Raw genomic sequence first — 22,050 nt, 5'->3', positions numbered from 1 at the left:
TAAGAGACAGACAGAAGAAAGTCGTTGTTCGTCATTTTCATCCGTCGCCCATTTGTTGTTTCTGCTCCGCCAGGTAAGGTAGAGGCGATCAACGTGACAGGTCGTTTCCCCCAGATATTGAGGTTTGTATGTCCGATCGATACGCCTCGGAGCGTGGTAGTCCGCGTGTTCCAGCTTGCGCGAGGTCTCAAGTATTTCTAAACTTCAACGGTCGTTTTTTGACCATGAGTGGTCCGACTTCCCGTATCTATGCCGCCGTGTCCGGAAGAACGGATAGCGGCGGAAAATTCGATTATTCGTCGATGCGTCAGCGCAAAGATGGTGTGGGTCCAATTCCCCCGGCCAATATTGGATTGAGCCTTCGCAGATGTGGGAGAACCATTGGTACAACTTTGCCCCGCGTGCTGCCTGGGGTGATCATCGGATCACGATTCATGTCTATCCCGGAACACAGACGTATGGACGGGGCGGCTTTTTTATCCACGGCGGCACGCATGCGGGTAGCGCGGGTTGTATCAACCTGCATGCCGGGATGGAATCTTTCGTACGCGACCTGAAGGAGGCGGCTACGCCGTCGCCAGATTGCTACATTCCCTTGACGGTTAGGTACTGACATGCGGAAGTCCAGCATCGCCCGTTTTCTCGCTGGCGTAGTTCTGCTTGCCCTTGTCGTTGCGGTTGCTGCGTTTAACGTGATTAACCTGGACGAAGCGTATGGAAGCGGCGAGCCCTATTATTCGCGCACGACGAACATGGACAAGTGGAGCGATCCTTTGCCGGTGCTGGCTGTTGTCGACGGTGTTGCGGTTATCGTCATTGCGGTGGGTTTTTTGCTGTGGAGGCGGATGCGGGGCTAAGGCGAGGGTGGTGTTCTTTGCGGTGTTGGCCTTTCCTTGCTGACTTATCGGTCTATTAGCGTTGCCCCTGTGCGGGGCGGGGCTTTTTTCGTTGTTCTGGCTTTGTTGGCCTTTCCTTGCTCACTTATCGGTCTATTAGCGTTGCCCCTGTGCGGGGCGGCACCTACTTTCTTTGCTGCTGCAAAGAAAGTAGGCAAAGAAGACAGCTCAAACCGCCAGATCTTAAGCGGGTCCCCTGGCTTGGAGGGGGTAGTGGTGCATCTGGAATCCGTGCCCCCGCACATTCCGCCGTTCGTGACAAAGCCGTCATCCCTCCCACTCCGCACTACGTGCGTCGCGGACGGGTCTGCCTGGGAAACCAATGGTTTTGCCCGCGCAGCGGGGGCCATCGGCTGCGCCTCGGCGATGCGCCGAAACAACGGGTGGTTTTTGAGCGGGGTTTCGGCGCGCGTAGCGCCGCCGGAAGAATGACTGCCTTGTCACTGGCGCGGAATGTGCGGGAGCACGGATTCCAGATGCACCACTACCTCATGCAGACCGAGGGACCCGCTTAAGAATTAGCGGTTTGAGCTGTCTTCTTTGCCTACTTTCTTTGCAGCAGCAAAGAAAGTAGGTGCCGCCCCGCACAGGGGCAACGCTAATAGACCGATAAGTGAGCAAGGAAAGGCCAACCAAGCCAGAACAACGAAAAAAGCATAACCCCTGTCCACACCGGCCGCCGGCCGGCAAAAAACCTCGTCCAGCTATAATCAACCCTTCCCCGCCTCCAAAATCCTGCCTTTAACAGAAACATGAGCGACACCCCGAGCGACCCGACCTCGACGCTTGCAAAAAGCTTCGAACCCCACACCATCGAAGCCCACTGGGGCCCTGAATGGGAAAAGCGCGCCTACGCCGCGCCCTCCTTCGACGCGAACCGCAAGGATTTCTCGATCCAGTTGCCGCCGCCGAACGTCACGGGCACGCTGCACATGGGCCACGCGTTCAACCAGACCATCATGGACGGCCTGACCCGCTATCACCGCATGCTCGGCGAGAACACGCTGTGGGTGCCGGGCACCGACCACGCGGGCATCGCCACGCAGATCGTCGTCGAACGCCAGCTCGACGCGCAGGGCGTGTCGCGCCACGACCTCGGCCGCGAGAAGTTCGTCGAGCGCGTGTGGGAGTGGAAGCAGCAATCCGGCTCCACAATCACGAATCAGGTGCGTCGTCTCGGTGCATCGATCGACTGGTCGCGCGAATACTTCACGATGGACGACAAGACGTCGGCCACCGTGCGCGACGTGTTCGTGCGTCTGTATGAACAGGGCCTGATCTATCGCGGCAAGCGCCTCGTGAACTGGGACCCGGTGCTGCTCACCGCCGTATCCGACCTCGAAGTGGTCAGCGAAGAAGAAAACGGCCACCTGTGGCACATCCACTATCCGTTGACCGACGGCTCGGGCCATCTGACCGTCGCCACCACCCGTCCGGAAACCATGCTCGGCGACACCGCCGTGATGGTGCACCCGGAAGACGAGCGCTACGCCCACCTGATCGGCAAGACCATCACGCTGCCGCTGTCGAACCGCGAAGTGCCGATCATCGCCGACGATTACGTCGACCGCGAATTCGGCACAGGCGTCGTCAAGGTCACGCCCGCGCATGATTTCAACGATTATCAGGTCGGCCTGCGCCACAAGCTGCCGCAAATCGAAATCCTCACGCTCGACGCGAAGATCAACGACAACGCGCCCGAAAAATACCGCGGCCTCGACCGTTTCGAAGCCCGCAAGCTGGTGGTCGCCGATCTCGAGGCGCTCGGTGCGCTCGAATCGGTCAAGCCGCACAAGCTGATGGTGCCGCGCGGCGACCGCACCGGCGTCGTGATCGAGCCGATGCTGACCGACCAGTGGTTCGTCGCGATGAGCAAGCCGGCGCCCGAAGGCACGTTCAATCCGGGCAAGTCGATCACCGAAACCGCGCTCGACGTCGTGCGAAGCGGCCAGATCAAATTCGTGCCGGAAAGCTGGACCACCACGTACTACCAGTGGCTCGAAAACATCCAGGACTGGTGCATCTCGCGTCAGCTGTGGTGGGGTCATCAGATTCCGGCGTGGTACGGCGAGAACGGCGAAGTGTTCGTCGCCAGGACCGAAGAGGACGCGCGCGCAAAGGCCGTCGCGGCCGGCTACACGGCGGCGTTGAAGCGCGACGAAGACGTGCTCGACACGTGGTTCTCGTCCGCTCTGGTGCCGTTCTCGTCGCTCGGCTGGCCGAACGAAACCGAAGAGCTCAAGCACTTCATGCCGTCGTCGGTGCTCGTCACCGGCTTCGACATCATCTTCTTCTGGGTCGCGCGCATGGTCATGATGACCACGCACTTCACGGGCAAGGTGCCGTTCGAAACGGTCTATATGCACGGTCTGGTGCGCGACGCCGAAGGCCAGAAGATGTCGAAGAGCAAGGGCAACACGCTCGACCCGATCGACATCGTCGATGGCATCGACCTCGACGCGCTCGTCGCGAAGCGCACCACCGGCCTGATGAATCCGAAGCTGGCCGCGTCGATCGAGAAGAAGACCCGCAAGGAGTTTCCGGACGGCATTGCGGCGTTCGGCACCGACGCGCTGCGCTTCACGATGGCGTCGATGGCCACGCTCGGCCGCAACGTCAATTTTGACCTCGCGCGCTGCGAAGGCTATCGCAACTTCTGCAACAAGCTGTGGAACGCCACGCGCTTCGTGCTGATGAACTGCGAAGGCCACGACTGCGGTTTCGGCCAGCCGGCGCAATGTGGCGAATGCGGGCCAGAAGGCAATCTGCATTTCTCGCAGGCCGACCGCTGGATCGTGTCGCAACTGCAGCGCGTGGAAGCGGAAGTCGTCAAGGGTTTTTCCGACTATCGTTTTGACAATGTGGCCAACGCCATATACAAGTTCGTATGGGACGAATATTGTGATTGGTACGTCGAACTCGCCAAAGTGCAGATCCAGACGGGGCAGCCGAACCAGCAGCGTGCCACGCGGCGGACGCTTTTGCGTGTGCTCGAAACGGTGCTGCGCCTCGCGCATCCGGTGATCCCGTTCATCACCGAAGCGCTGTGGCAGAAAGTGGCGCCGCTCGCGGGACGCTACCCGGAAGGCAAGGCCGAGGGCGAGGCGTCCATCATGGTGCAGCAGTACCCCGTCGCGGAGCCGTCGAAGCTCGATGAAGACGCCGAGCGGTGGGCGACCGACCTCAAAGCGGTGATCGATGCATGCCGTAATCTGCGCGGAGAAATGAACCTGTCGCCGGCGGTGAAGGTGCCGTTGCTCGCCACCGGCAATGCGGAGCGTCTTCGTACTTTCGCGCCTTACGCTCAGGCACTTGCGCGTCTGTCCGAGGTGCAGATCATCGCCGACGAGGCCGCGCTCGACGCCCAGGCGGATGGCGCGCCTATTGCTATCGTAGGAACGGACAAGCTCGTGTTGAAGGTTGAAATCGACGCAGCGGTCGAACGCGAACGCCTGTCGAAAGAGATCACGCGGTTGAGCGCCGAAATCGTCAAGTGCAACGGTAAGCTACAGAATCAGGCCTTCGTTGCGAAGGCGCCGGCGGCGGTCGTGGAACAGGAGCAGAAGCGGCTGGCCGATTTCGAAGCCACGGTCGGCAAGCTGAAAGCCCAACTGGCCCGCTTGCCGGCCTGACCGACGCGCCCGCCCCCTCAACGGCGGGCAAGGATTTAACCAGAGGACTCAGGGTATTCACATGCTAAAAGTTACGAAGGCGGTCTTTCCGGTAGCCGGTCTTGGCACCCGCTTCCTCCCCGCCACGAAGGCTAGCCCGAAGGAGATGCTGCCGATCGTCGACAAGCCGCTAATTCAGTACGCGGTCGAAGAGGCGATGGCGGCCGGCATCACCGAAATGATCTTCGTCACGGGCCGCAGCAAGCGCGCGATCGAAGACCATTTCGACAAGTCCTATGAGATCGAGGCCGAACTCGAGGCGCGCGGCAAGGACAAGCTGCTCGAACTCGTGCGCAGCATCAAGCCGAGCCACGTCGACTGCTTCTACGTGCGCCAGGCCGAGGCGCTGGGCCTCGGCCACGCCGTGCTGTGCGCCGAGAAGCTGGTAGGCGACAACCCTTTCGCCGTGATTCTCGCGGACGACCTGTTGTACGGCACGCCGCCCGTGATGACGCAGATGATCGAGGTGTTCGATCACTATCACAGCTCGGTGATCGGCGTCGAAGAGATCCCGCCGCAAGATACAAAATCGTACGGCATCGTCGACGGCAAGGAATGGGAAGACTCGATCATCAAGATGTCGGGCATCGTCGAAAAGCCGGAGCCGGGCGTGGCGCCCTCGAACCTCGGCGTGGTGGGCCGATATGTGCTGAAGCCGCGCATCTTCGATCACCTGCGCTCCATCAAGCCGGGCGCGGGCGGTGAATTGCAACTGACGGACGCGATCCAGTCGCTGCTCGCCGACGAACAGGTGCTCGCGTACAAGTATCACGGCACACGTTTCGACTGCGGCAGCAAGCTGGGCTACCTGAAGGCGACCGTCGAGTTCGCCCTGCGTCACCCGGAAGTAGCCGCCGATTTCGAAGAATATCTGCGTACCCGCTCGCCGGTTCTCGAAGGCTGACGTCGAAAGTCCGGTCGAAAGTCCGGCTGAAACGAAGAAGGCGCTGTACCCCAAATAATGGGGACAGCGCCTTCTTTTTTACATCGGACCGACAGTTTTACCGAATGCAGCTCAACGACGCCGCATCAGAAACGTAAACACCTTGTCATGCGCCGAGCTTTCGACGATCTCGTTGCCGGTCTGCTTCGCGAACGCGGCGAAATCGCGCTGCGAGCCGGGATCGGTGGCGAGCACCTTGAGAATCTGGCCGCTTTCCATGTCGGCGAGTGCCTTTTTGGCGCGCAGGATGGGCAGCGGGCACATGAGCCCGCGCGCATCGACTTCCTTGTGAATCTGAATTTGCATCGACGATGACCTTCGGGACGGGGCGTCGCTGACGACGCCGGACAGAGGGTCAAATTCTACAGCAGGCGGAGCGGCGCCGCCGGGCATCGCCACGACGCCCATTTCCACGCGCGAGCCGTGCCGCGCGCCGTTACAGCGTCACCGCCTCACCGCTTTGCAGCGACTCGCGCAGCGCCACGCCGATACGCGTCGCTTCGAGCGCATCGGCGAGCGTCGCGCCACTCTGTGCCGCATCGCCCTTCCCCGGTCCTTTTTGCACCGCTGCGACGAACGCGCGTGCCTCGTGTAGAAACGCGTCCTCGAACCGGTCGAAAAAGTTCGGCGTGCACTCGTTGCGAATGCCGGTCGCGTCGTAGATCTCGACGCGGTTCGCGCGCGGATTGCGGCCGATCGTCAGCGCGCCCGCCGTGCCGATCACTTCGCTATGCGTATCGTTGCCGTGCGCCTGGGTGCGCGACGCGTAGAACATCGCGAGCTTGCCGCCCTCGAATTCGCAGATCGCGACACCGTTGTCGACGTCGCCGAATTCGCGCAGACCCTCGTGCAGCGCGACCGTGCCCGCCGCGAACACGCGCGTCGCGCGCGGCTTGCCGAGCAGCCAGCGGGCGACGTCGATGTCGTGCACCGTGCAGTCGAGAAAGATGCCGCCCGAGGTCGCCGCGAAGCGCACGAAGAAACCGTCGTCGTCGTTTTTATCGGTGGTTTGCGAGCGCATGAGGAACGGCCGGCCGATCTGGCCGGCGGCGATTTTATCGAACGCGTCGCGGTAGCTCGGATCGAAGCGGCGCATGAAGCCGATCGTCGCCTGCAGGTGCGGATAGCGCGCCGCTTCGGCCAGCACGCGCTCGCATTCGGCGACATCGAGCGACAGCGGCTTTTCGCAGAACACATGCTTGCCGGCGCGCAATGCGTCGACGATCTGCTGCGCGTGCAGCGACGACGGCGTGACGAGCCATACCGCGTCGACGTGCGGATCGGCGAGCAGGTCCGCGTAATCGGTGTAGAGACGCGGCTCATGCAGCGACCCATGCATTGCCCCATGCATCGCATCACGCGCCCATGCCAGTTCATCTTCGAGCGGACTGCACGCGGCCGTGAGCGTCGCGCCCGGCACGCGATACGCGAGATTCTCCGCATGCCGCTTGCCAAGCCGCCCAAGGCCGACCACGCCGAGCCGCAAGCGCTCCGTGGCGGGCTTCATCACGCTGCCTCGCCGAGTTTGATCGCACGGCCCTCGCGCCACGACCGCGTCGCGGCTTGCGCGAGTTCGAGCGCTTTCAGGCCATCCGCAACGGTCGTGCGCACCGGCTTGCCATGCGTGAGCGCGTCGAAGAAATGCGCGATTTCGAGCGCGTAGGCCGCGCGATAGCGTTCGAGAAAAAACGCCTCGGGCACGTCGGTCGATACTTCCGTCTTCGAGTACGCGGTGACTTCGGTGGGCCGAACGTTGCCTGCTTGCAGCATGCCGGTGCTGCCGAGCACTTCGAAGCGCTGGTCGTAGCCGTAGGCAGCGCGCCGCGCGGTGTTGATCTGGCACAGCCGCCCGCGCTTCGTGCGGATCGTCACCGCGGTCGAATCGATGTCGCCCGCGTCGGCGATCGCGGGGTCGGTGAGGCAACTGCCGGTGGCGTGCAGCGTGTCGGCTTCGTCGTCGAGAATCCAGCGACAGATGTCGAAGTCGTGAATCAGCATGTCCTTGAAGATGCCGCCCGAGTGCCGGATGTACTCGAGCGGCGGCGCGCCCGGATCGCGGCTCGTGACGACGAGCATTTCCGGCGTGCCGATCTCGCCCGCGTCGAGACGCGTTTTCAACGCGGAAAACGTCGGATCGAAGCGCCGCTGAAAACCGATCATGCACACGACACCGGCGCGCTCCACCGCTTCTGCGCACATCCGCGCGCGCTCCAACGTGAGATCGACCGGCTTCTCGCAGAACACGTGCTTGTTCTGCGCGGCCGATTTGACGATCAGGTCCGCATGCGTGTCGGTGCTCGAACAGATCACGGTCGCGCCGATCGATGCATCGCCGATCGCACCGTCGCTATCCGCAACCTGCGCGCCATGCTGCGCGGCGAGCGCGGCGGCCGCCTCGCGATTCACGTCGACCACGTATTTGAGTCGCACGCCGGGCTGCCGCGCGAGATTCGCCGCATGGATCTTGCCGATGCGCCCCGCGCCGAATACGGCGACGTCGATCGTGTTTACCGCGTCAGTCATCGTAGCCTCCAGTGTCGTTGGATTCTTCAACGTTCAGTTCGAGCTTGTACGCGAGCGCGATGAAGAGCGCCTGGCACAGGCAGATCGTGCTGGTCAGCGAGCGGAACGCGAACGCGCTGCCCTCTTTCACGTACAGCTGCGTGCTGGCGTAGCGTGCGAGCGGCGATAGTTGGCTATCCGTAATGACGAGCGTCTTCGCCTGAAGATGATGCGCGACGCGCAGACAGTACTGCGTCTCCTTGCCGTATGGGGCGAAGCTGATCGCAATCACCACGTCGCCCTTCCTGACGCTGCGGATCTGCTCGCGATACATGCCGCCGAAGCCAGACACCAGATGCACGCGCTTGTGCGTGTGCTGCAACGCATAGACGATGTAGCTCGCGACCGGAAACGAACGCCGCACCCCGATCACGTAGATGTTGTCGGCCTGCTGCAGCATCTTCACGGCGGCGTCGAACTGCTTGTCGTCGAGGCCCGCTTCGAGTTCTTCGAGACCGCCGCGCGACGCGGCGATGAACTCGCGCGCGACCGCGCCGCCCGACAAGGTGCCGGGCTTCTCGTCGATCAGCTTGCGGATGCGCTGCTGATAGCTCGACGACGACACGCCCCGCCCCGTATACGCCTGACGAAACACCGCCTGCAGATCCGAAAACCCGGAAAAGCCGAAACGCTGCGCAAAGCGCACGACCGCCGACGGATGCACGCCGCAGCTCGCGGCGATATCGCTCGTGCGATCCATCATCACGCTCGAGCGATGCTGCTCGATGTACGTCGCGACGCTTTTCAACTGCCGCGGCAGCGACTCGTAGGTATCCGCGATGCGCTGCATCAATTCGTCGACGCTCGGCACCGCTTCTTCGCTGATCTGTTCCGCCATGACAGCCTCTCGGGGTTTCCTGCAATGCGGCAGACGCGCCCGCGGGCCGCCGCAACGTGCATCCGACGTTGCCGAGTATAGGCGGCCGCCCCGTCAAATGGAACGTATTTTCCATTTTTATTTCTCATGAAATTTTCTTTGCAAGGCTTCGGAAGATGACCTACTCTTGGTCGTGAGCGATGGCGCTTCGGCCTCGTTGTGTGGGTCATCGGAATGGAAAGCCGCCGCCAGTCGCTCCCTCAATAACGAACGACAGACCGAGAAAGGTGGAGACAATGAGACTTTGCAGAGGCAAGGCAACGCTCAGGATTCTGGTGACGGCGTTGACGTTGGCGACGGGATTCGGCGCGGCCTCGGCCGCCCGCGCGGCGGACGCGCACTTCGTGCTGATCAGCCACGCGCCGGACTCGGACTCGTGGTGGAACACGATCAAGAACGCGATCAAGCAGGCCGACGAGGACTTCAACGTTCAGACCGACTACCGCAATCCGCCGAACGGCGACATCGCCGACATGGCGCGTCTCGTCGAGCAGGCGGCCGCGCGCAACTACGACGGCGTGATCGTGTCGATCGCCGACTTCGACGTGCTGAAGAGCTCGATCGCGAAGGTCACCGAGAAGCATATTCCGCTCGTCACGATCAATTCGGGCACCGAGGAGCAAAGCGCGAAGCTCGGCGCGATCATGCACGTCGGCCAGCCCGAGTTCGCGGCCGGCAAAGCCGCCGGAGAAAAGGCCAAGGCCGCCGGCATCAAGTCGTTCCTGTGCGTGAACCACTACGCGACGAACCCGGCTTCGTTCGAACGCTGCCGCGGTTTCGCCGAAGCGATCGGCGCCAACTTCAAAACCTCGACGCTCGACACGGGCCAGGACCCGACCGGCGTGCAGTCGAAGGTCAGCGCGTTCCTGCGCAATCATCCGGATACCCAGGCGGTGCTGACGCTCGGTCCGCTGTCGGCCGATCCGACGCTGAAGGCGCTGCAGCAGATGGGCCTCGCCGGCAAGATCTGGTTCGCGACGTTCGACTTCGACAGCGACATCGCGAAGGGCATCCAGGACGGCACGATCCAGTTCGCGATCGACCAGCAACCGTACTTGCAGGGCTATATCCCGGTTGCCGTACTCGCGATCGTGAAGAAGGACCACACCACCGATCCGGCCAAAATCCGCGAGATCCTGCAGGCGAATCCGAAGTTCAAGGAGCGTCTTGCCACTTATGGGCTCACGCCGTCCTACGGGCCGCGCAATATCGGCTCGGGCCCCGGCTTCATCACGAAGGCCAACGTCGACAAGGTGCTGAAGTACGCCGGCCAGTACCGCTGAACGCACGGCAACGCGCCGCATCGCGCGCCTGAGCCGCCGCGCCGGCGGCAAGGTTGAAAAGGCAGTGACCGGCGGGACGCATGGCGTCGTGCCGGCGCCCGCCCGCTCAGCGGTTTCGCAAACGCCCACGGCATTGCGCCGACCCGCCGGTCGCGGGCGTATCAAGGAGAGCTTCAATGGGTGTCGCCGACCTGTTTCATCCCCATCACCGCAAGCAACCGCCGCCTGATCCGCAGGACCCGGCGAAGTCCGGTGCGACGACCGCTTCGGCGTCCACCGGCGTCGACGAACGCGTGCGCGAGGAATCCTGGTTCCGCCATCTGCTCGGCCGACCGGAATTCGCGGCGCTCGCCGGCACCGTGATGGTGTTCATCGTGTTCGGCGTGGCGGCCGGCAACTCGGGGATGTTCAACCTCGACGGCGTGATGAACTGGTCGCAGGTCGCCGCCTATCTCGGTCTGATCTCGGTCGGCGCGTGCCTGCTGATGATCGCCGGCGAGTTCGATCTGTCGATCGGTTCGATGATCGGCTTTGCCGGCATGATGGTCGCGCTGCCGACCATGTACTTCCACTGGCCGATCTGGCTCGCGATCGTGTTCGCGTTCGTCGGCTCGATGCTGCTCGGCGCGCTCAACGGCTATCTGGTGATGCGCACGCGCCTGCCGTCGTTCATCGTCACGCTCGCGTTCCTGTTCATACTGCGCGGTCTCACGCTCGCGCTATCGGTGATGTTCGCCGATCGCACCATCATCTCAGGCGTCGGCGACGTCGCGCGTCAGGACTGGTTCGCGCACACGTTCTTCCAGGGCGTCGCGTTCAAAGGTCTGTTCGTGTGGCTCGGCCACCTCGGCCTCGTGAAGCTGCTCGACAACGGCACGCCGCTCGTGCCGGGCATTCCGAAGGTGCTGCTGTGGTGGCTCGTGCTCGCCGTGGTCTGCGCGTTCACGCTCGCCAGGACGCGCTTCGGCAACTGGATTTTCGCGGTCGGCGGCGATGCCAACGCGGCCAAGAACGTCGGCGTGCCGGTGCGTCGCGTGAAGATTTCGCTGTTCGTGCTGACCGCGTTCTGCTCGGCCCTGTATGCAGTACTTCAGGTGTGCGACATCGGTTCGGCCGCGGCCGACCGCGGTTTGCAGGCGGAGTTCGAGGCGATCATCGCCGCGGTGATCGGCGGCACGCTGCTGACAGGCGGCTACGGCTCGGTGATCGGCGCATGCTTCGGTGCGCTGATCTTCGGCGTCGTGCAGATCGGCATCACGTACACCAACGTCGATTCCGACTGGTTCCGCGTGTTCCTCGGCGTGATGCTGCTGTTCGCCGTGCTGTTCAACCACTACGTGCGCGGCCGCGTCGCGGCATCGCGCTAGACGGAGGTTCCTGATGAGCACCCCCGAACAGAACACCGACGACATCATTTTGTCGCTGGAAAACGTCAGCCGTTATTTCGGCAACATCATCGCGCTGAACGACATCACGCTGCGCCTCATACGCGGCGAAGTGCATTGCCTGCTCGGCGACAACGGCGCCGGCAAGTCGACGCTGATCAAGACGCTCGCGGGCGTGTATCAGCCGAGCAAAGGCACCTACCGGGTGGACGGCAAACCGGTGCACTTCACGTCGCCGAAAGACGCGCTCGATCTCGGTATCGCAACCGTCTACCAGGATCTCGCGCTGGTGCCGCTGCTATCGGTCGCGCGCAATTTTTTCATGGGCCGCGAGCCGCAGAAAAAGCTGTTCGGCCTTCTGAACGTGATGGACCTCGAAACCTGCGCAACCACCGCGCGCGACAAGCTCGCCGAAATGGGCATCAACGTGCGCGACCCGCATCAGCCGATCGGCACGATGTCGGGCGGCGAGCGTCAATGTCTGGCGATTGCGCGTGCGATCCACTTCGGCGCGCGCGTGCTGATTCTCGACGAACCGACCGCCGCGCTCGGCGTCAAGCAGAGCTTCAACGTGCTGAAGCTGATCCACAAGGCGCGCGCCAAAGGCATCTCGGTGATCTTCATCACGCACAACGTGCACCACGCGTATCCGATCGGCGATTCGTTCACGCTGCTCAATCGCGGCCGCTCGCTCGGCACGTTCACCAAACAGACGATCAGCAAGAACGAAGTGCTCGACATGATGGCCGGCGGCGCCGAGATGCAGAAGATGATCGGCGAACTCGAAGGCGCGACGATCTGACCGATTCGCGCGGCACGTCCAGCCTCGGCGCGTTTCGCCCGGCTGGCCGACGCGCACCCACCGCGCACTGTTACTCAGGACTATTCATGGCTCACTCCAGCACCTCCAGCGGTAACGCAGCGGGCAGCCGGTTCGCGCCGGGGCGCGCCCGCGACATCGTGTGCCTCGGCCGGCTGGCCGTCGATCTGTACGCGCAGCAGGTCGGCGCACGGCTCGAAGACGTGTCGAGCTTCGCGAAGTATCTAGGCGGCTCGTCGGCGAACATCGCGTTCGGCTGCGCGCGGCTCGGGCTTGCCGCAGCCATGCTGGCGCGCGTCGGCAACGATCACATGGGGCGCTTCCTGACAGAGACGCTCACGAAGGAAGGCTGCGACGTGAGTCGCGTGCGCATCGATCGCGATCGGCTGACCGCGCTCGTGCTGCTCGGCCTGAAGGACCGTGACACCTTTCCGCTGATCTTCTACCGCGAGAACTGCGCGGACATGGCGGTCGACGAGGCCGACTTCGACGAGGCGTTCATCGCGTCGTCGAAAGCGCTGCTGATCACCGGCACGCATTTCTCGACCGAGCAGGTCAATCGCACGAGCCGTCGCGCACTCGACTACGCGCGCCGCAACGACGTGCGCACCGTGCTCGACATCGACTACCGCCCGGTGCTGTGGGGACTCACGGGCAAGGCCGACGGCGAGACGCGTTTCGTGGCGAGCGAAGGCGTCAGCGCGCATTTGCAGCGGATTCTGCCGCTGTTCGATCTGGTGATCGGCACCGAGGAAGAGTTTCGCATCGCCGGCGGCAAGGCCGACCTCGCCGACGCGCTCGCGATGGTGCGCGCGGTGACGCCGGCCACGCTCGTGCTGAAACGCGGGCCGCTCGGCTGTCAGATCATCGACGGCGAGCTGCCTGCATCGCTCGACGATGCGCCGATTCATGGCGGCGTCGAAGTCGAAGTGCTGAACGTGCTCGGCGCGGGCGACGCGTTCGCTTCCGGCTTCCTGTCCGGCTGGCTGCGCGATCAGCCGCTCGACGCCTGCGCGCGCGCCGCGAATGCGAGCGGCGCGCTGGTCGTGTCTCGGCACGGCTGCGCCCCGGCGATGCCGACATCGGCCGAACTCGACTACTTCCTGCGCGAAGCGCAGGCCGATCCGCAACGCATGCGCCGCCCCGATCGCGATGCGAAGCTCGCAAGACTGCATCGCGTGTCGCCGGCGCGCAAAGCGTGGCACGAGGTGCTCGGCTTCGCTTTCGATCATCGCAACCCGTTCTTTGAACTCGCGCAGCAGACCGGTGCCGACGAAGCGCGCATTGCCCGGTTGAAGGGCTTGTTCGTCGAAGCGGTCGCGCAAACCGAACGTGCATTGAACTTGCAGGGACGCATCGGCGTACTGATCGACGACCGCTATGGTCAGGACGCGCTGAATGCCGCGACCGGTCGCGGCTGGTGGATCGGCCGCCCGGTCGAACTGCCCGGCTCCGTGCCGCTCGTGTTCGATCATGGTCGTTCGATCGGCACCACGTTGATCGCGTGGCCGCAGGAACACGTCGTGAAATGCCTCGTGCAGTTTCATCCCGACGAGCCGATCGAGCAGCGGCTCGAACAGGAGGCGCAACTGCGCGCGCTGTATGACGCGACCCAGGCAAGCGGCCACGAACTGCTGCTCGAAGTGATTCCTCCGAAGCAGGCGTCGCTGCCGCAGGGACCGGACATCGTATATCGCGCGTTGAAGCGCCTGTACAACCTCGGCATCTACCCCGAGTGGTGGAAGCTCGAACCGATGGACGCCGCGCAATGGCAGGCCATCGACGCGCTGATCGCCGGGCGCGATCCGTATTGCCGCGGCGTCGTGCTGCTCGGTTTGTCGGCGGCGGTCGAGCAGTTGAGCGAAGGCTTTCGCGCGGCCGCGCAAGCGGCGACGTGCCGCGGCTTCACGGTCGGCCGCACGATCTTTCACGAACCGAGCCATGCGTGGCTCGCCGGTGAAATTGGCGACGACGAACTGATCGCGCGCGTGCGCCTCACGTTCGAAACGCTGATCGCCGCATGGCGCGGTGCGCGCGGCGAACCGGCGGCGCATGGCACACCTCATCACGCTCATCAGGAGCAGGCAGCATGAACGAGCGCATCATGCATGACGACACCCCATCCGCCAGCGGCGCGACGCAAGCGCACGCGCCTGCGCGCACCGGCGGCACGATTCGCCTGACGATGGCGCAGGCGCTCGTGCGCTATCTGGCCGCGCAACGCGTCGCCAGCGAAGACGGCACCAACGTCGAACCGCTGTTCGGCGGCGTGTTCGCGATTTTCGGTCACGGCAACGTCGCGGGCATCGGCGAGGCGCTGTATCAGCATCGCGACGCGCTGCCGACCTTGCGCGCGCACAACGAGCAGGCGATGGCGCACAGTGCGATCGCCTACGCGAAGGCGCACTTTCGCCGCCGCATGATGGCCGTGACGACGTCGATCGGCCCAGGCGCCACCAATCTGCTGACCGCGGCCGCGCTCGCGCACGTGAACCGTTTGCCGGTGCTGCTGTTGCCCGGCGACATCTTCGTGTCGCGCGTGCCCGATCCGGTCTTGCAGCAGGTCGAGGATTTCAACGATGGCGGCGTGTCCGCGAACGACGCGTTCAAGCCGCTGTCGCGCTACTTCGACCGCATCGTGCATCCTGCGCAATTGCTGAGCGCGCTGCCGCGCGCGATCCGCGTGCTCACCGATGCCGCGTTGTGCGGCCCCGTCACGCTGGCGCTGCCGCAGGACGTGCAGGCGCAGGCGTGGGACTTCCCGGAGGACTTTTTCACGCCGCGTGTCGTGCGCTTTCATGCACCCGCGCCGCGTAGCGACGATATCGACGCCGCGTGCGCGCGCTTGCGGCACGCGAAGCGTCCGTTGATCGTCGCGGGCGGCGGCGTGCTGTACAGCCGCGCGGCCGATGCGCTGCACCGCTTCGCGAGCGCGCATGGCGTGCCGGTCGCGGAAACGCAGGCCGGCAAAAGCTCGCTCGCGTGGAACGATCCGCTGAATGCAGGCGCGCTCGGGGTGACCGGCTCAGCGGCTGCCAACGCGCTTGCGCATGACGCCGAGTGCGTGCTCGCGCTCGGCACGCGGCTGCAGGACTTCACGACCGGCTCGAACACGCTGTTCACGCAAGCCGACGTGATCGCGATCAACGCGAACGGATTCGACGCGCTCAAGCATCGCGGCTTCGTCGTCGAAGCCGATGTGAAACTCGCGCTCGCTGCGCTAACGGGGCCGCTGCAAGGCTGGCACGCCGAGCGCAGCTGGACCGCGCGCGCGCACAAGCTCGCGGCGAGCTGGCGCGACACCGTGCAAACGCTCACCCATGCGCCGCAACGCGACGCGGTACTGCCCTATGAGGGCGACGTGATCGGCGCGGTGCAGCGTTCGAGCGCGCACTCGCCGACCGACGACATCGTCGTCTGCGCGGCCGGCACGCTGCCCGCCGATCTGCACAAGCTATGGCGCGCGGGCCGGCCCGGCGCGTATCACGTCGAATACGGCTATTCGTGCATGGGCTACGAGATCGCGGGCGGCCTCGGCGTCAAGCTCGCGCGGCCCGAGCGCGAGGTGATCGTGATTCTCGGCGACGGCAGCTATCTGATGATGAACAGCGAGATCGCGAGCTCGGTGATGCTCGGCGCGAAGCTGATCGTCGTCGTGCTCGACAATCGCGGCTTCGGCTGCATCAATCGACTGCAACAGGCTTGCGGTGGCGCACCGTTCAACAATCTGCTCGACGATTGCGTGCACGCACCGGAAGGCGCGCCGCGCATCGACTTCGCCGCGCATGCGCGCGCGCTCGGCGCGCAAGCCGAGCATGCGCGCAATCTCGCCGAGCTCGAAGCGGCACTGCAACGCGCGCGCGCGGCGCGAGGCACGTACGTGATCAGCATCGACACCGACCCGGCTCGCACCACCGAAGACGGTGGCTGGTGGTGGGAAGTCGCGGTGCCCGAAGTGTCGACGCGCACCGAGGTGCGCGAGGCCCGCGCGAAGTACGACGCGCAGCTCGCCGCGCGCGCGGCGCCGCCCGCGACGCCTGCGCCGTCACAGGGCGCCGATCGCGACTGAGAACCATGAGGACTCCGGCATGACTGCTTTCGACGTACGCATCGGCATCAACCCGCTGTCGTGGATGAACGACGACCTGCCGTCGCTCGGCGGCGAGACGCCGCTCGAAGTCGCGCTGACCGAGGGTCGCCAGATCGGCTATCAGGGCTTCGAACTCGGCAACAAGTTTCCTCGCGAGCCGCAAGCGCTGAAAACGCTGCTCGCGCAATACGACTTCGCGCTCGTGTCCGGCTGGTACTCGGGACAACTGGCCAGGCGCAGCGTCGCCGAAGAAATCGACGCGGTCGGCCCGCATCTGGAGTTGCTCGCGCAGAACGGCGCGACCGTGATGGTGTATGGTGAAGTCGCCGATTCGATCCAGGGCGCGCCGCGCCCGCTGTATCAACGGCCGCGCTTTTTCGGCGACGCGCAATGGGCCGGCTACGCGGCACGCGTCGATGAATTCGCGCGTTATACGCTGAGTCGCGGCGTGCGGCTCGCCTATCATCATCATATGGGCGCGTACGTCGAAACGCCTGCCGACGTCGATCAGTTGATGGCGCGCACAGGCGACGCGGTCGGCCTGCTGTTCGACGCCGGGCACATCACGTTGGCGGGCGGCGATCCGTTGGCCGTGCTCGACAAACACATCGCGCGCGTTTGTCACGTGCACTGCAAGGACGTGCGCCCCGCCGTGATGAAGCTCGCACGCAATCGCAACTGGAGTTTTCTCGATGCGGTGATCGCCGGTGCGTTCACGGTGCCCGGCGACGGCGCGGTCGATTTTCCGGCGCTGATCGACCGGTTGAAGCGGCACGGTTATTGCGGCTGGCTCGTCGTCGAAGCGGAGCAGGACCCGGTGGTCGCGCCACCGTTCGATTATGCGCAGAAGGGATATGGAACTTTGCGGGCGCTCGTCGATGCGCCGCTCGGCAAGGAGGCAACATGAGCTTATTGGTGAAGGCAGAGCGCGAAGGCCAGACGATCGCGCGCGTGACGCCGCAGTCGGCCTGCTGGCGCTATGTGGGATTCGCCGCGTACCGGCTCGGCGCGAACGAACTCGTCTACGTGTTCGAGCCGGCGCGCGAAGCGTGCATCGTCGTGCTCAGCGGCGCGGTCGATATCGAAACGCCGGGCACGACGTGGAGCTCGCTCGGTTCACGCGACAGCGTGTTCGAAGACGCGGCGCCGTACGCGGTGTATTTGCCGCCGAAGGTGCGCGCGACGGTGCGCGCATGCCGCGACGCGGAGATCGGTGTCGCGAGCGCGCCGGCCAAGGGCGAGTATCCGGCGCGGCTGATCGAGCCGGCGTCGATGAAGCGCTCGACGCGCGGTAAGTCGCTGAATACGCGTTACGTGTGCGACATTCTTCCGCACACCGAGCCGGCGGAATCGCTGCTGGTGGTCGAAGTGAGAACGCCGGGCGGTCACGCGTCGAGCTACCCGCCGCACAAGCACGACACCGACAATATCCCGCTCGAAAGCTCGCTCGAAGAAACCTATTACCACCGGCTCGATCCGCCGCAAGGCTTCGCATTCCAACGCGTGTACACCGACTCACGCGATATCGACGAATCGATGGCCGTCGAGGATCACGACGTCGTGATGGTGCCGCGCGGCTATCACCCGGTGATCGTGCCGTACGGCTACGACTCGTATTATCTGAACGTGATGGCGGGCAGCCAGCGGGTCTGGCATTTCCATAACGATCCGGCGCACGAATGGATCATCAACAAGGATGCTTGACTAACTTGTCCGTAGTCGCGCGTCAGCCAACCCCGAGCCATTCGCGCATCACGTCGTCGCGCGACATAAACGACGCCAGCGCGCCGTCGAACACGATCTCGCCGTGCCCCATCACCGCGACGCGGCACGCGATGTCCCGCGCGATCACGAGCCTCTGCTCGATCAGCAACATCGCGACGCCACGCTCGCGCAGCGCGTGCAGACAGGCGGCGACCTGCTGCATCACGAGACTCGCGAGCCCTTCGCCGGGCTCGTCGATCAACAGCAGATCGGGATCTCCGAGCAGTGCCCGCGCGAGCGCGAGCATCTGTTGCTCGCCGCCCGACAGCGCGCCGGCGCGCGTGCGCTTGCGCCCGGCGAGCACCGGGAACAGCGCGTACGCGTCGTCGAGCGTGAAGCGCGGCGCGCGGCCGCGCGCACGCGATGCGGCAGCCGGCGCAATGCCGAGCAACAGGTTTTCATGCACGCTCAGCGCGGCGAACACGTCGCGATGCTCGGCCACATAGCCGAGCCCGAGCCGCGCGATCTCGAACGTGCGCCGACCGGCGAGCGAACGCCCCGCGAAACGCAGTTCGCCCTCGCAGCGCACGAGGCCCATGATCGCGCGTGCGAGCGTCGAGCGGCCCGAGCCGTTGCGGCCGACCAGCGCGACCACTTCGCCGGGCTCGATGCTCAGCGTGACGCCGTGCAACGCCTGGCTCGCGCCATACCACGCATTCAGGTCGCAAATGTCGAGCAGCGCGCTCATCGGCCTGCTCCATGGTCCGGTTCATCACCCGCCCGCGCGCCTGAGCCGACGTCGAAGCGTTCACCCAGATACGCGGCCCGTACCGCCGCGTCGGCGCGAATCGCGGCCGGCGATCCACTTGCGATGATGCGCCCTTGCACCAGCACCGAAATGCGATCGGCGATCGCGAACACCGCATCCATATCGTGCTCGACCATCAGCAGCGTGCGGCCGGCGGTGGTGTCGCGGATCAGCTCGATCGCGCGTGCCGCTTCCGCGCGGTTCATGCCCGCCGTCGGTTCGTCGAGCAGCAGCGTGTGCGCGCCGCCCGCGAGCGCGATGCCGAGGTCGAGCGCGCGCTGCTCCGCGTAGCTGAGCGTGCCGGCCGCGACGTCGCGGCGCGCGCCGAGGCCGACCGCGTCGAGCACGTCGGCGGCGCGCGCATCGACCGCGGCCGTGCCGGTCAGACGCTGCCACCAGCGCGTGCGATCGCGTTCGGCAAGCTGCGCCGCGCAGCGCAGGTTGTCGAACACGGACAGCCGCGCGAACACGCTGGTGCTCTGAAAGCTGCGCGCGAGGCCACGGCGCGCGATCGCGGCCGGCGCGAGCCGCGTGATGTCCGCGCCGAACAGGTGGATACGCCCCGCGCTTGGCCGCGCGCCGCCCCCGATCAGGTTGAACAGCGTGGACTTGCCCGCGCCGTTCGGGCCGATCAGCGCGTGCCGCTCGCCTGGCTCGATCGCGAGATCGACGCCGCGCAGGATTTGCGTCGAGCCGAAACGTTTTTCGATGCCGTAGAGCGCGAGTGCGGGGATCATCGTGCGGCTCCGGGGAATCGTGCCGCGCGTGCATGGGCCGTGACGCGCGCATGCGCGCGCAGCGCATGGCGCGTGGTCAGCGCAGCCAGAGCGGCGAGCGCAACGAGCGCCAGCGCAAGAGGAAGCGGCGACAGCGGCGGCGCGACGGTGACATCGGTACCCGCGCCAGCGCCCGCACCTGCCCCGGCGCCGAACCATGCGCCGAACAACCCACCTGAAACCGCACCTTCGTCCGCGCCGAACTGCGCCGCATAGGCCCACTGCACCGCGAACACGATGGCCGCGAGCCACAGCACCCCCGCCGCCGCGCTCCACCAATACGCGGCGCGGCAACGTCGCCAGCCGTTGGCGGCAATCCGCGCCGTCTGCCGCGAGGCAAAGCCGGCGAGCCCATCCGGCGCGGCCAGCACGACGACGACGAAAAACAGCCCGAGATAGAACAGCCACGCCCGCGTGACACTGGCGACCACCACGCTGAAAAACGTCAGCACGATCGCCCCCGCGACCGGCCCGAAGAACGCCGCCGTGCCGCCGATCACGGTCGCGATCAGCACCGCGCCCGAGCGCATCATGCCGACGCTCTCAGTCGATACGAGCTCGATATTGATCAGCCCGAGCGTGCCCGCGACGCCCGCGAAAAACGCCGACAGCACGACCACGCCATAGCGAATCCGCCGCGGATAGCAGCCGATCGCCGCCGCGCGCGCCGGGTTGTCGCGCACAGCGTTCGCGAGCCGCATGAACGGTGTGCGCGACAGCGCGAACATCGCGACACTGGCGACGACGCTCCACAGCGCGATTAGCGCATAGGCCTCGTGCGCCGGACCGAAGCTCCAGCCGCCGAAGAGTGGCCCGCTCGCGCGATCGATCGCGACGCCCGCCTCGCCGCCGAACCAGCCCGGCAGCGTCCACGCGGCCGCGACGACAAGCTCGCCGAGACCGAACGTGATCATCGCGAATGCGGTGCCGGCACGGCGCGTCGCGATGAAGCCGAACAGCACGCCGCACAGCGCGCCGCCGATGCCGCCGAGCAACGGCAGCAGCACGAGCGGCATGCCGCCCGCGTTGAACACCCGCGCGGCGATCAACGCGCCGAGCCCCGCATAAGCGGCGTGCCCGAACGACAGCAGCCCGGTCCCGCCGAGCAGCAGGTTGTACGACAGCGCGAACACGATCATCGTCGCGCTTTGCGCGAGATAGCCGAGCAGCCAGCTGTGCGGCCAGATGAAAGGCGGTACGGCCAGAAAGGCGACGAGCGCGAGCCACGGCGCGAGCGCACGGCCGCCCCCGCGAGGCGGCACCTCGCTTTCCAGCGCGTTTGACGACCCGCTCCGCTTACGCATGATCGTCTCGCCGTCCGAACAGCCCGCGCGGCCTCGTCGCCAGCACCGCGACGAGCAGCAGGTACGGCAGCAGCGGCGCCAGTTGCGCGAGCGTCAGCGCGTCCCATTCGGGCGGCAGCACGGCGCCGGCGAGCGACACCACGTCGCCCAACGACAGATCGCTCGCGACCGCCAGCGTTTGCAGGCACCCCACCAGCAACGACCCGACGAGCGCCCCGCTCAGCGACCCGAGCCCGCCGATCACGACCACGACGAACACGATCGAGCCGAGCGACTCCGCCATCGCCGGCTCGATGACGAACAGCGGCGCGCCGATCACGCCGGCCAGCGCGGCGAGCGCAGTGCCGGCCGCGAACACGCCGGTGAACACGCGCGGCACGTCGTGCCCGAGCGCTTCGACGGCCTGCGCATGCGTGAGCGCGGCGCGCACGATCAAGCCAGTCTTCGACACGCGCAGCATCGCGACGAGCGCCGCGAGCATCGCGAGCGACACCGCCATCATGAACGCGCGGTAGCGCGTGAAGACCGCGCCGTACACCGAGAACAGCGGACCGTCGAGCACCGCCGGAATCCTCGCCGACAGCGGACCGAGCCCCCAGCCGAGCTTGACGAGTTCGCCGAGCAGATAGGCGGCGCCGAACGTCAGCAGCAGTTCGGGCAGATGCCCGTGCCCGCGCACGCGCCGCAGCAGCCAGCGTTCGAGCGCCGCGCCGAGCAGACCGACGAGGAGCGGCGCAACCACCAGCGCGCTCCAGAAGCCGGCGCGCGCCGCCACCGAAAAGCCGACGTACGCGCCGAGCATATAGAAGCTCGCATGCGCGAAGTTGAGCACGCCGAGCATGCTGAAGATCAGCGTCAGCCCGGCCGACAGCATGAACAGCAACAGCCCGTAGCTCAGGCCGTTGAGCAGAGTGATGATGAACGGCTGCAC

At 65.3% G+C, this 22,050-nt stretch carries 18 protein-coding genes; 10 read left to right on the top strand and 8 right to left on the bottom strand.

The window, feature by feature from the left end; genetic code table 11:
* Nucleotides 1-614 precede the first annotated feature (614 nt).
* The 3 genes from F6X40_RS12345 (at nucleotide 615) to galU (ending at nucleotide 5,471) form a co-directional block, all read left to right on the top strand.
* A complete protein-coding gene (locus tag F6X40_RS12345; protein WP_184063607.1) occupies nucleotides 615-857 on the top strand; it encodes a hypothetical protein in 243 nt (80 codons plus the stop codon).
* A 791-nt stretch (nucleotides 858-1,648) separates the two neighbouring features.
* Nucleotides 1,649-4,528, top strand: a complete 2,880-nt coding sequence (locus tag F6X40_RS12340; RefSeq protein ID WP_187628037.1) for a valine--tRNA ligase — start codon at nucleotides 1,649-1,651, stop codon at nucleotides 4,526-4,528.
* 61 nt (nucleotides 4,529-4,589) lie between these two features.
* Nucleotides 4,590-5,471, top strand: a complete 882-nt coding sequence (galU, locus tag F6X40_RS12335; protein ID WP_090801031.1) for a UTP--glucose-1-phosphate uridylyltransferase GalU — start codon at nucleotides 4,590-4,592, stop codon at nucleotides 5,469-5,471.
* A 111-nt stretch (nucleotides 5,472-5,582) separates the two neighbouring features.
* Here the strand turns inward: galU and F6X40_RS12330 are convergent, their stop codons facing one another.
* From F6X40_RS12330 to F6X40_RS12315, 4 genes are all read right to left on the bottom strand, one after another.
* Nucleotides 5,583-5,810 (bottom strand): sulfurtransferase TusA family protein, encoded by a 228-nt coding sequence (locus F6X40_RS12330; protein WP_026225937.1) that lies wholly within the window; start codon nucleotides 5,808-5,810, stop codon nucleotides 5,583-5,585.
* Nucleotides 5,811-5,946: 136 nt separating this feature from the next.
* Nucleotides 5,947-7,017 (bottom strand): Gfo/Idh/MocA family oxidoreductase, encoded by a 1,071-nt coding sequence (locus F6X40_RS12325; protein ID WP_187628036.1) that lies wholly within the window; start codon nucleotides 7,015-7,017, stop codon nucleotides 5,947-5,949.
* The gene (iolG, locus tag F6X40_RS12320; protein ID WP_187628035.1) at nucleotides 7,017-8,033 is read right to left on the bottom strand and encodes an inositol 2-dehydrogenase; all 1,017 of its coding nucleotides are present in this window, start codon (nucleotides 8,031-8,033) and stop codon (nucleotides 7,017-7,019) included. Before iolG ends, F6X40_RS12325 begins: the two co-directional genes overlap by 1 nt.
* A complete protein-coding gene (locus F6X40_RS12315; RefSeq protein WP_187628034.1) occupies nucleotides 8,026-8,910 on the bottom strand; it encodes a MurR/RpiR family transcriptional regulator in 885 nt (294 codons plus the stop codon). The genes iolG and F6X40_RS12315 overlap by 8 nt, the downstream gene beginning before the upstream one ends.
* 275 nt (nucleotides 8,911-9,185) lie before the next feature.
* On the opposite strand from F6X40_RS12315, the gene F6X40_RS12310 reads away from it, so the two are divergent.
* The 7 genes from F6X40_RS12310 to iolB all read left to right on the top strand — a co-directional run bounded on the left by F6X40_RS12310 (nucleotide 9,186) and on the right by iolB (nucleotide 18,231).
* Nucleotides 9,186-10,232 (top strand): sugar ABC transporter substrate-binding protein, encoded by a 1,047-nt coding sequence (locus F6X40_RS12310; RefSeq protein ID WP_026225938.1) that lies wholly within the window; start codon nucleotides 9,186-9,188, stop codon nucleotides 10,230-10,232.
* Between the two features lie 176 nt (nucleotides 10,233-10,408).
* Nucleotides 10,409-11,599, top strand: coding sequence for an ABC transporter permease (locus F6X40_RS12305; protein WP_187628033.1), 1,191 nt, complete (start codon nucleotides 10,409-10,411; stop codon nucleotides 11,597-11,599).
* A gap of 13 nt (nucleotides 11,600-11,612) precedes the next feature.
* Nucleotides 11,613-12,419, top strand: coding sequence for an ATP-binding cassette domain-containing protein (locus tag F6X40_RS12300; RefSeq protein ID WP_090801043.1), 807 nt, complete (start codon nucleotides 11,613-11,615; stop codon nucleotides 12,417-12,419).
* An 86-nt stretch (nucleotides 12,420-12,505) separates the two neighbouring features.
* Nucleotides 12,506-14,530 carry a bifunctional 5-dehydro-2-deoxygluconokinase/5-dehydro-2-deoxyphosphogluconate aldolase gene (iolC, locus tag F6X40_RS12295; RefSeq protein ID WP_187628032.1) on the top strand — a complete coding sequence of 675 codons (2,025 nt, stop codon included), beginning with the start codon at nucleotides 12,506-12,508 and terminating at the stop codon, nucleotides 14,528-14,530.
* Nucleotides 14,527-16,506 (top strand): 3D-(3,5/4)-trihydroxycyclohexane-1,2-dione acylhydrolase (decyclizing), encoded by a 1,980-nt coding sequence (gene iolD / locus F6X40_RS12290; protein WP_187628031.1) that lies wholly within the window; start codon nucleotides 14,527-14,529, stop codon nucleotides 16,504-16,506. Before iolC ends, iolD begins: the two co-directional genes overlap by 4 nt.
* 19 nt (nucleotides 16,507-16,525) lie before the next feature.
* Nucleotides 16,526-17,434: a myo-inosose-2 dehydratase gene (gene iolE / locus F6X40_RS12285; RefSeq protein WP_187628030.1), complete on the top strand. Its 909-nt coding sequence runs from the start codon at nucleotides 16,526-16,528 to the stop codon at nucleotides 17,432-17,434.
* Complete coding sequence (iolB, locus tag F6X40_RS12280) at nucleotides 17,431-18,231, top strand: 5-deoxy-glucuronate isomerase (protein ID WP_187616897.1); 801 nt, start codon at nucleotides 17,431-17,433, stop codon at nucleotides 18,229-18,231. Before iolE ends, iolB begins: the two co-directional genes overlap by 4 nt.
* A 22-nt stretch (nucleotides 18,232-18,253) precedes the next feature.
* Here the strand turns inward: iolB and F6X40_RS12275 are convergent, their stop codons facing one another.
* The 4 genes from F6X40_RS12275 to F6X40_RS12260 are packed head-to-tail and all read right to left on the bottom strand — an operon-like array spanning nucleotide 18,254 to nucleotide 22,050.
* A complete protein-coding gene (locus tag F6X40_RS12275; protein WP_090801053.1) occupies nucleotides 18,254-18,979 on the bottom strand; it encodes an ABC transporter ATP-binding protein in 726 nt (241 codons plus the stop codon).
* Entirely contained in the window at nucleotides 18,976-19,776 is an 801-nt protein-coding gene (locus F6X40_RS12270; protein WP_184071716.1) for an ABC transporter ATP-binding protein, read from the bottom strand. Before F6X40_RS12270 ends, F6X40_RS12275 begins: the two co-directional genes overlap by 4 nt.
* Entirely contained in the window at nucleotides 19,773-21,119 is a 1,347-nt protein-coding gene (locus F6X40_RS12265) for a branched-chain amino acid ABC transporter permease (RefSeq protein ID WP_262421440.1), read from the bottom strand. Before F6X40_RS12265 ends, F6X40_RS12270 begins: the two co-directional genes overlap by 4 nt.
* A complete protein-coding gene (locus tag F6X40_RS12260) occupies nucleotides 21,112-22,050 on the bottom strand; it encodes a branched-chain amino acid ABC transporter permease (protein WP_187628029.1) in 939 nt (312 codons plus the stop codon). The genes F6X40_RS12265 and F6X40_RS12260 overlap by 8 nt, the downstream gene beginning before the upstream one ends.

It is taken from the genome of Paraburkholderia sp. UCT31 (assembly GCF_014397655.1).
In the GTDB taxonomy this organism is placed as follows: Bacteria; Pseudomonadota; Gammaproteobacteria; order Burkholderiales; family Burkholderiaceae; genus Paraburkholderia; species Paraburkholderia tuberum.
Note: the sequence above shows the minus strand (reverse complement) of the source record. Positions and strands in the feature narration are given on the sequence as shown.

Bases quoted from the DNA above. Each gene is read 5' to 3' on its own strand.
- F6X40_RS12345 (WP_184063607.1), top strand. From the start codon at position 615: ATGCGGAAGTCCAGCATCGCCCGTTTTCTCGCTGGCGTAGTTCTGCTT.
- F6X40_RS12340 (WP_187628037.1), top strand. From the start codon at position 1,649: ATGAGCGACACCCCGAGCGACCCGACCTCGACGCTTGCAAAAAGCTTC.
- galU (WP_090801031.1), top strand. From the start codon at position 4,590: ATGCTAAAAGTTACGAAGGCGGTCTTTCCGGTAGCCGGTCTTGGCACC.
- F6X40_RS12325 (WP_187628036.1), bottom strand. From the start codon at position 7,017: ATGAAGCCCGCCACGGAGCGCTTGCGGCTCGGCGTGGTCGGCCTTGGG.
- iolG (WP_187628035.1), bottom strand. From the start codon at position 8,033: ATGACTGACGCGGTAAACACGATCGACGTCGCCGTATTCGGCGCGGGG.
- F6X40_RS12315 (WP_187628034.1), bottom strand. From the start codon at position 8,910: ATGGCGGAACAGATCAGCGAAGAAGCGGTGCCGAGCGTCGACGAATTG.
- F6X40_RS12310 (WP_026225938.1), top strand. From the start codon at position 9,186: ATGAGACTTTGCAGAGGCAAGGCAACGCTCAGGATTCTGGTGACGGCG.
- F6X40_RS12305 (WP_187628033.1), top strand. From the start codon at position 10,409: ATGGGTGTCGCCGACCTGTTTCATCCCCATCACCGCAAGCAACCGCCG.
- F6X40_RS12300 (WP_090801043.1), top strand. From the start codon at position 11,613: ATGAGCACCCCCGAACAGAACACCGACGACATCATTTTGTCGCTGGAA.
- iolC (WP_187628032.1), top strand. From the start codon at position 12,506: ATGGCTCACTCCAGCACCTCCAGCGGTAACGCAGCGGGCAGCCGGTTC.
- iolD (WP_187628031.1), top strand. From the start codon at position 14,527: ATGAACGAGCGCATCATGCATGACGACACCCCATCCGCCAGCGGCGCG.
- iolE (WP_187628030.1), top strand. From the start codon at position 16,526: ATGACTGCTTTCGACGTACGCATCGGCATCAACCCGCTGTCGTGGATG.
- iolB (WP_187616897.1), top strand. From the start codon at position 17,431: ATGAGCTTATTGGTGAAGGCAGAGCGCGAAGGCCAGACGATCGCGCGC.
- F6X40_RS12275 (WP_090801053.1), bottom strand. From the start codon at position 18,979: ATGAGCGCGCTGCTCGACATTTGCGACCTGAATGCGTGGTATGGCGCG.
- F6X40_RS12270 (WP_184071716.1), bottom strand. From the start codon at position 19,776: ATGATCCCCGCACTCGCGCTCTACGGCATCGAAAAACGTTTCGGCTCG.
- F6X40_RS12265 (WP_262421440.1), bottom strand. From the start codon at position 21,119: ATGCGTAAGCGGAGCGGGTCGTCAAACGCGCTGGAAAGCGAGGTGCCG.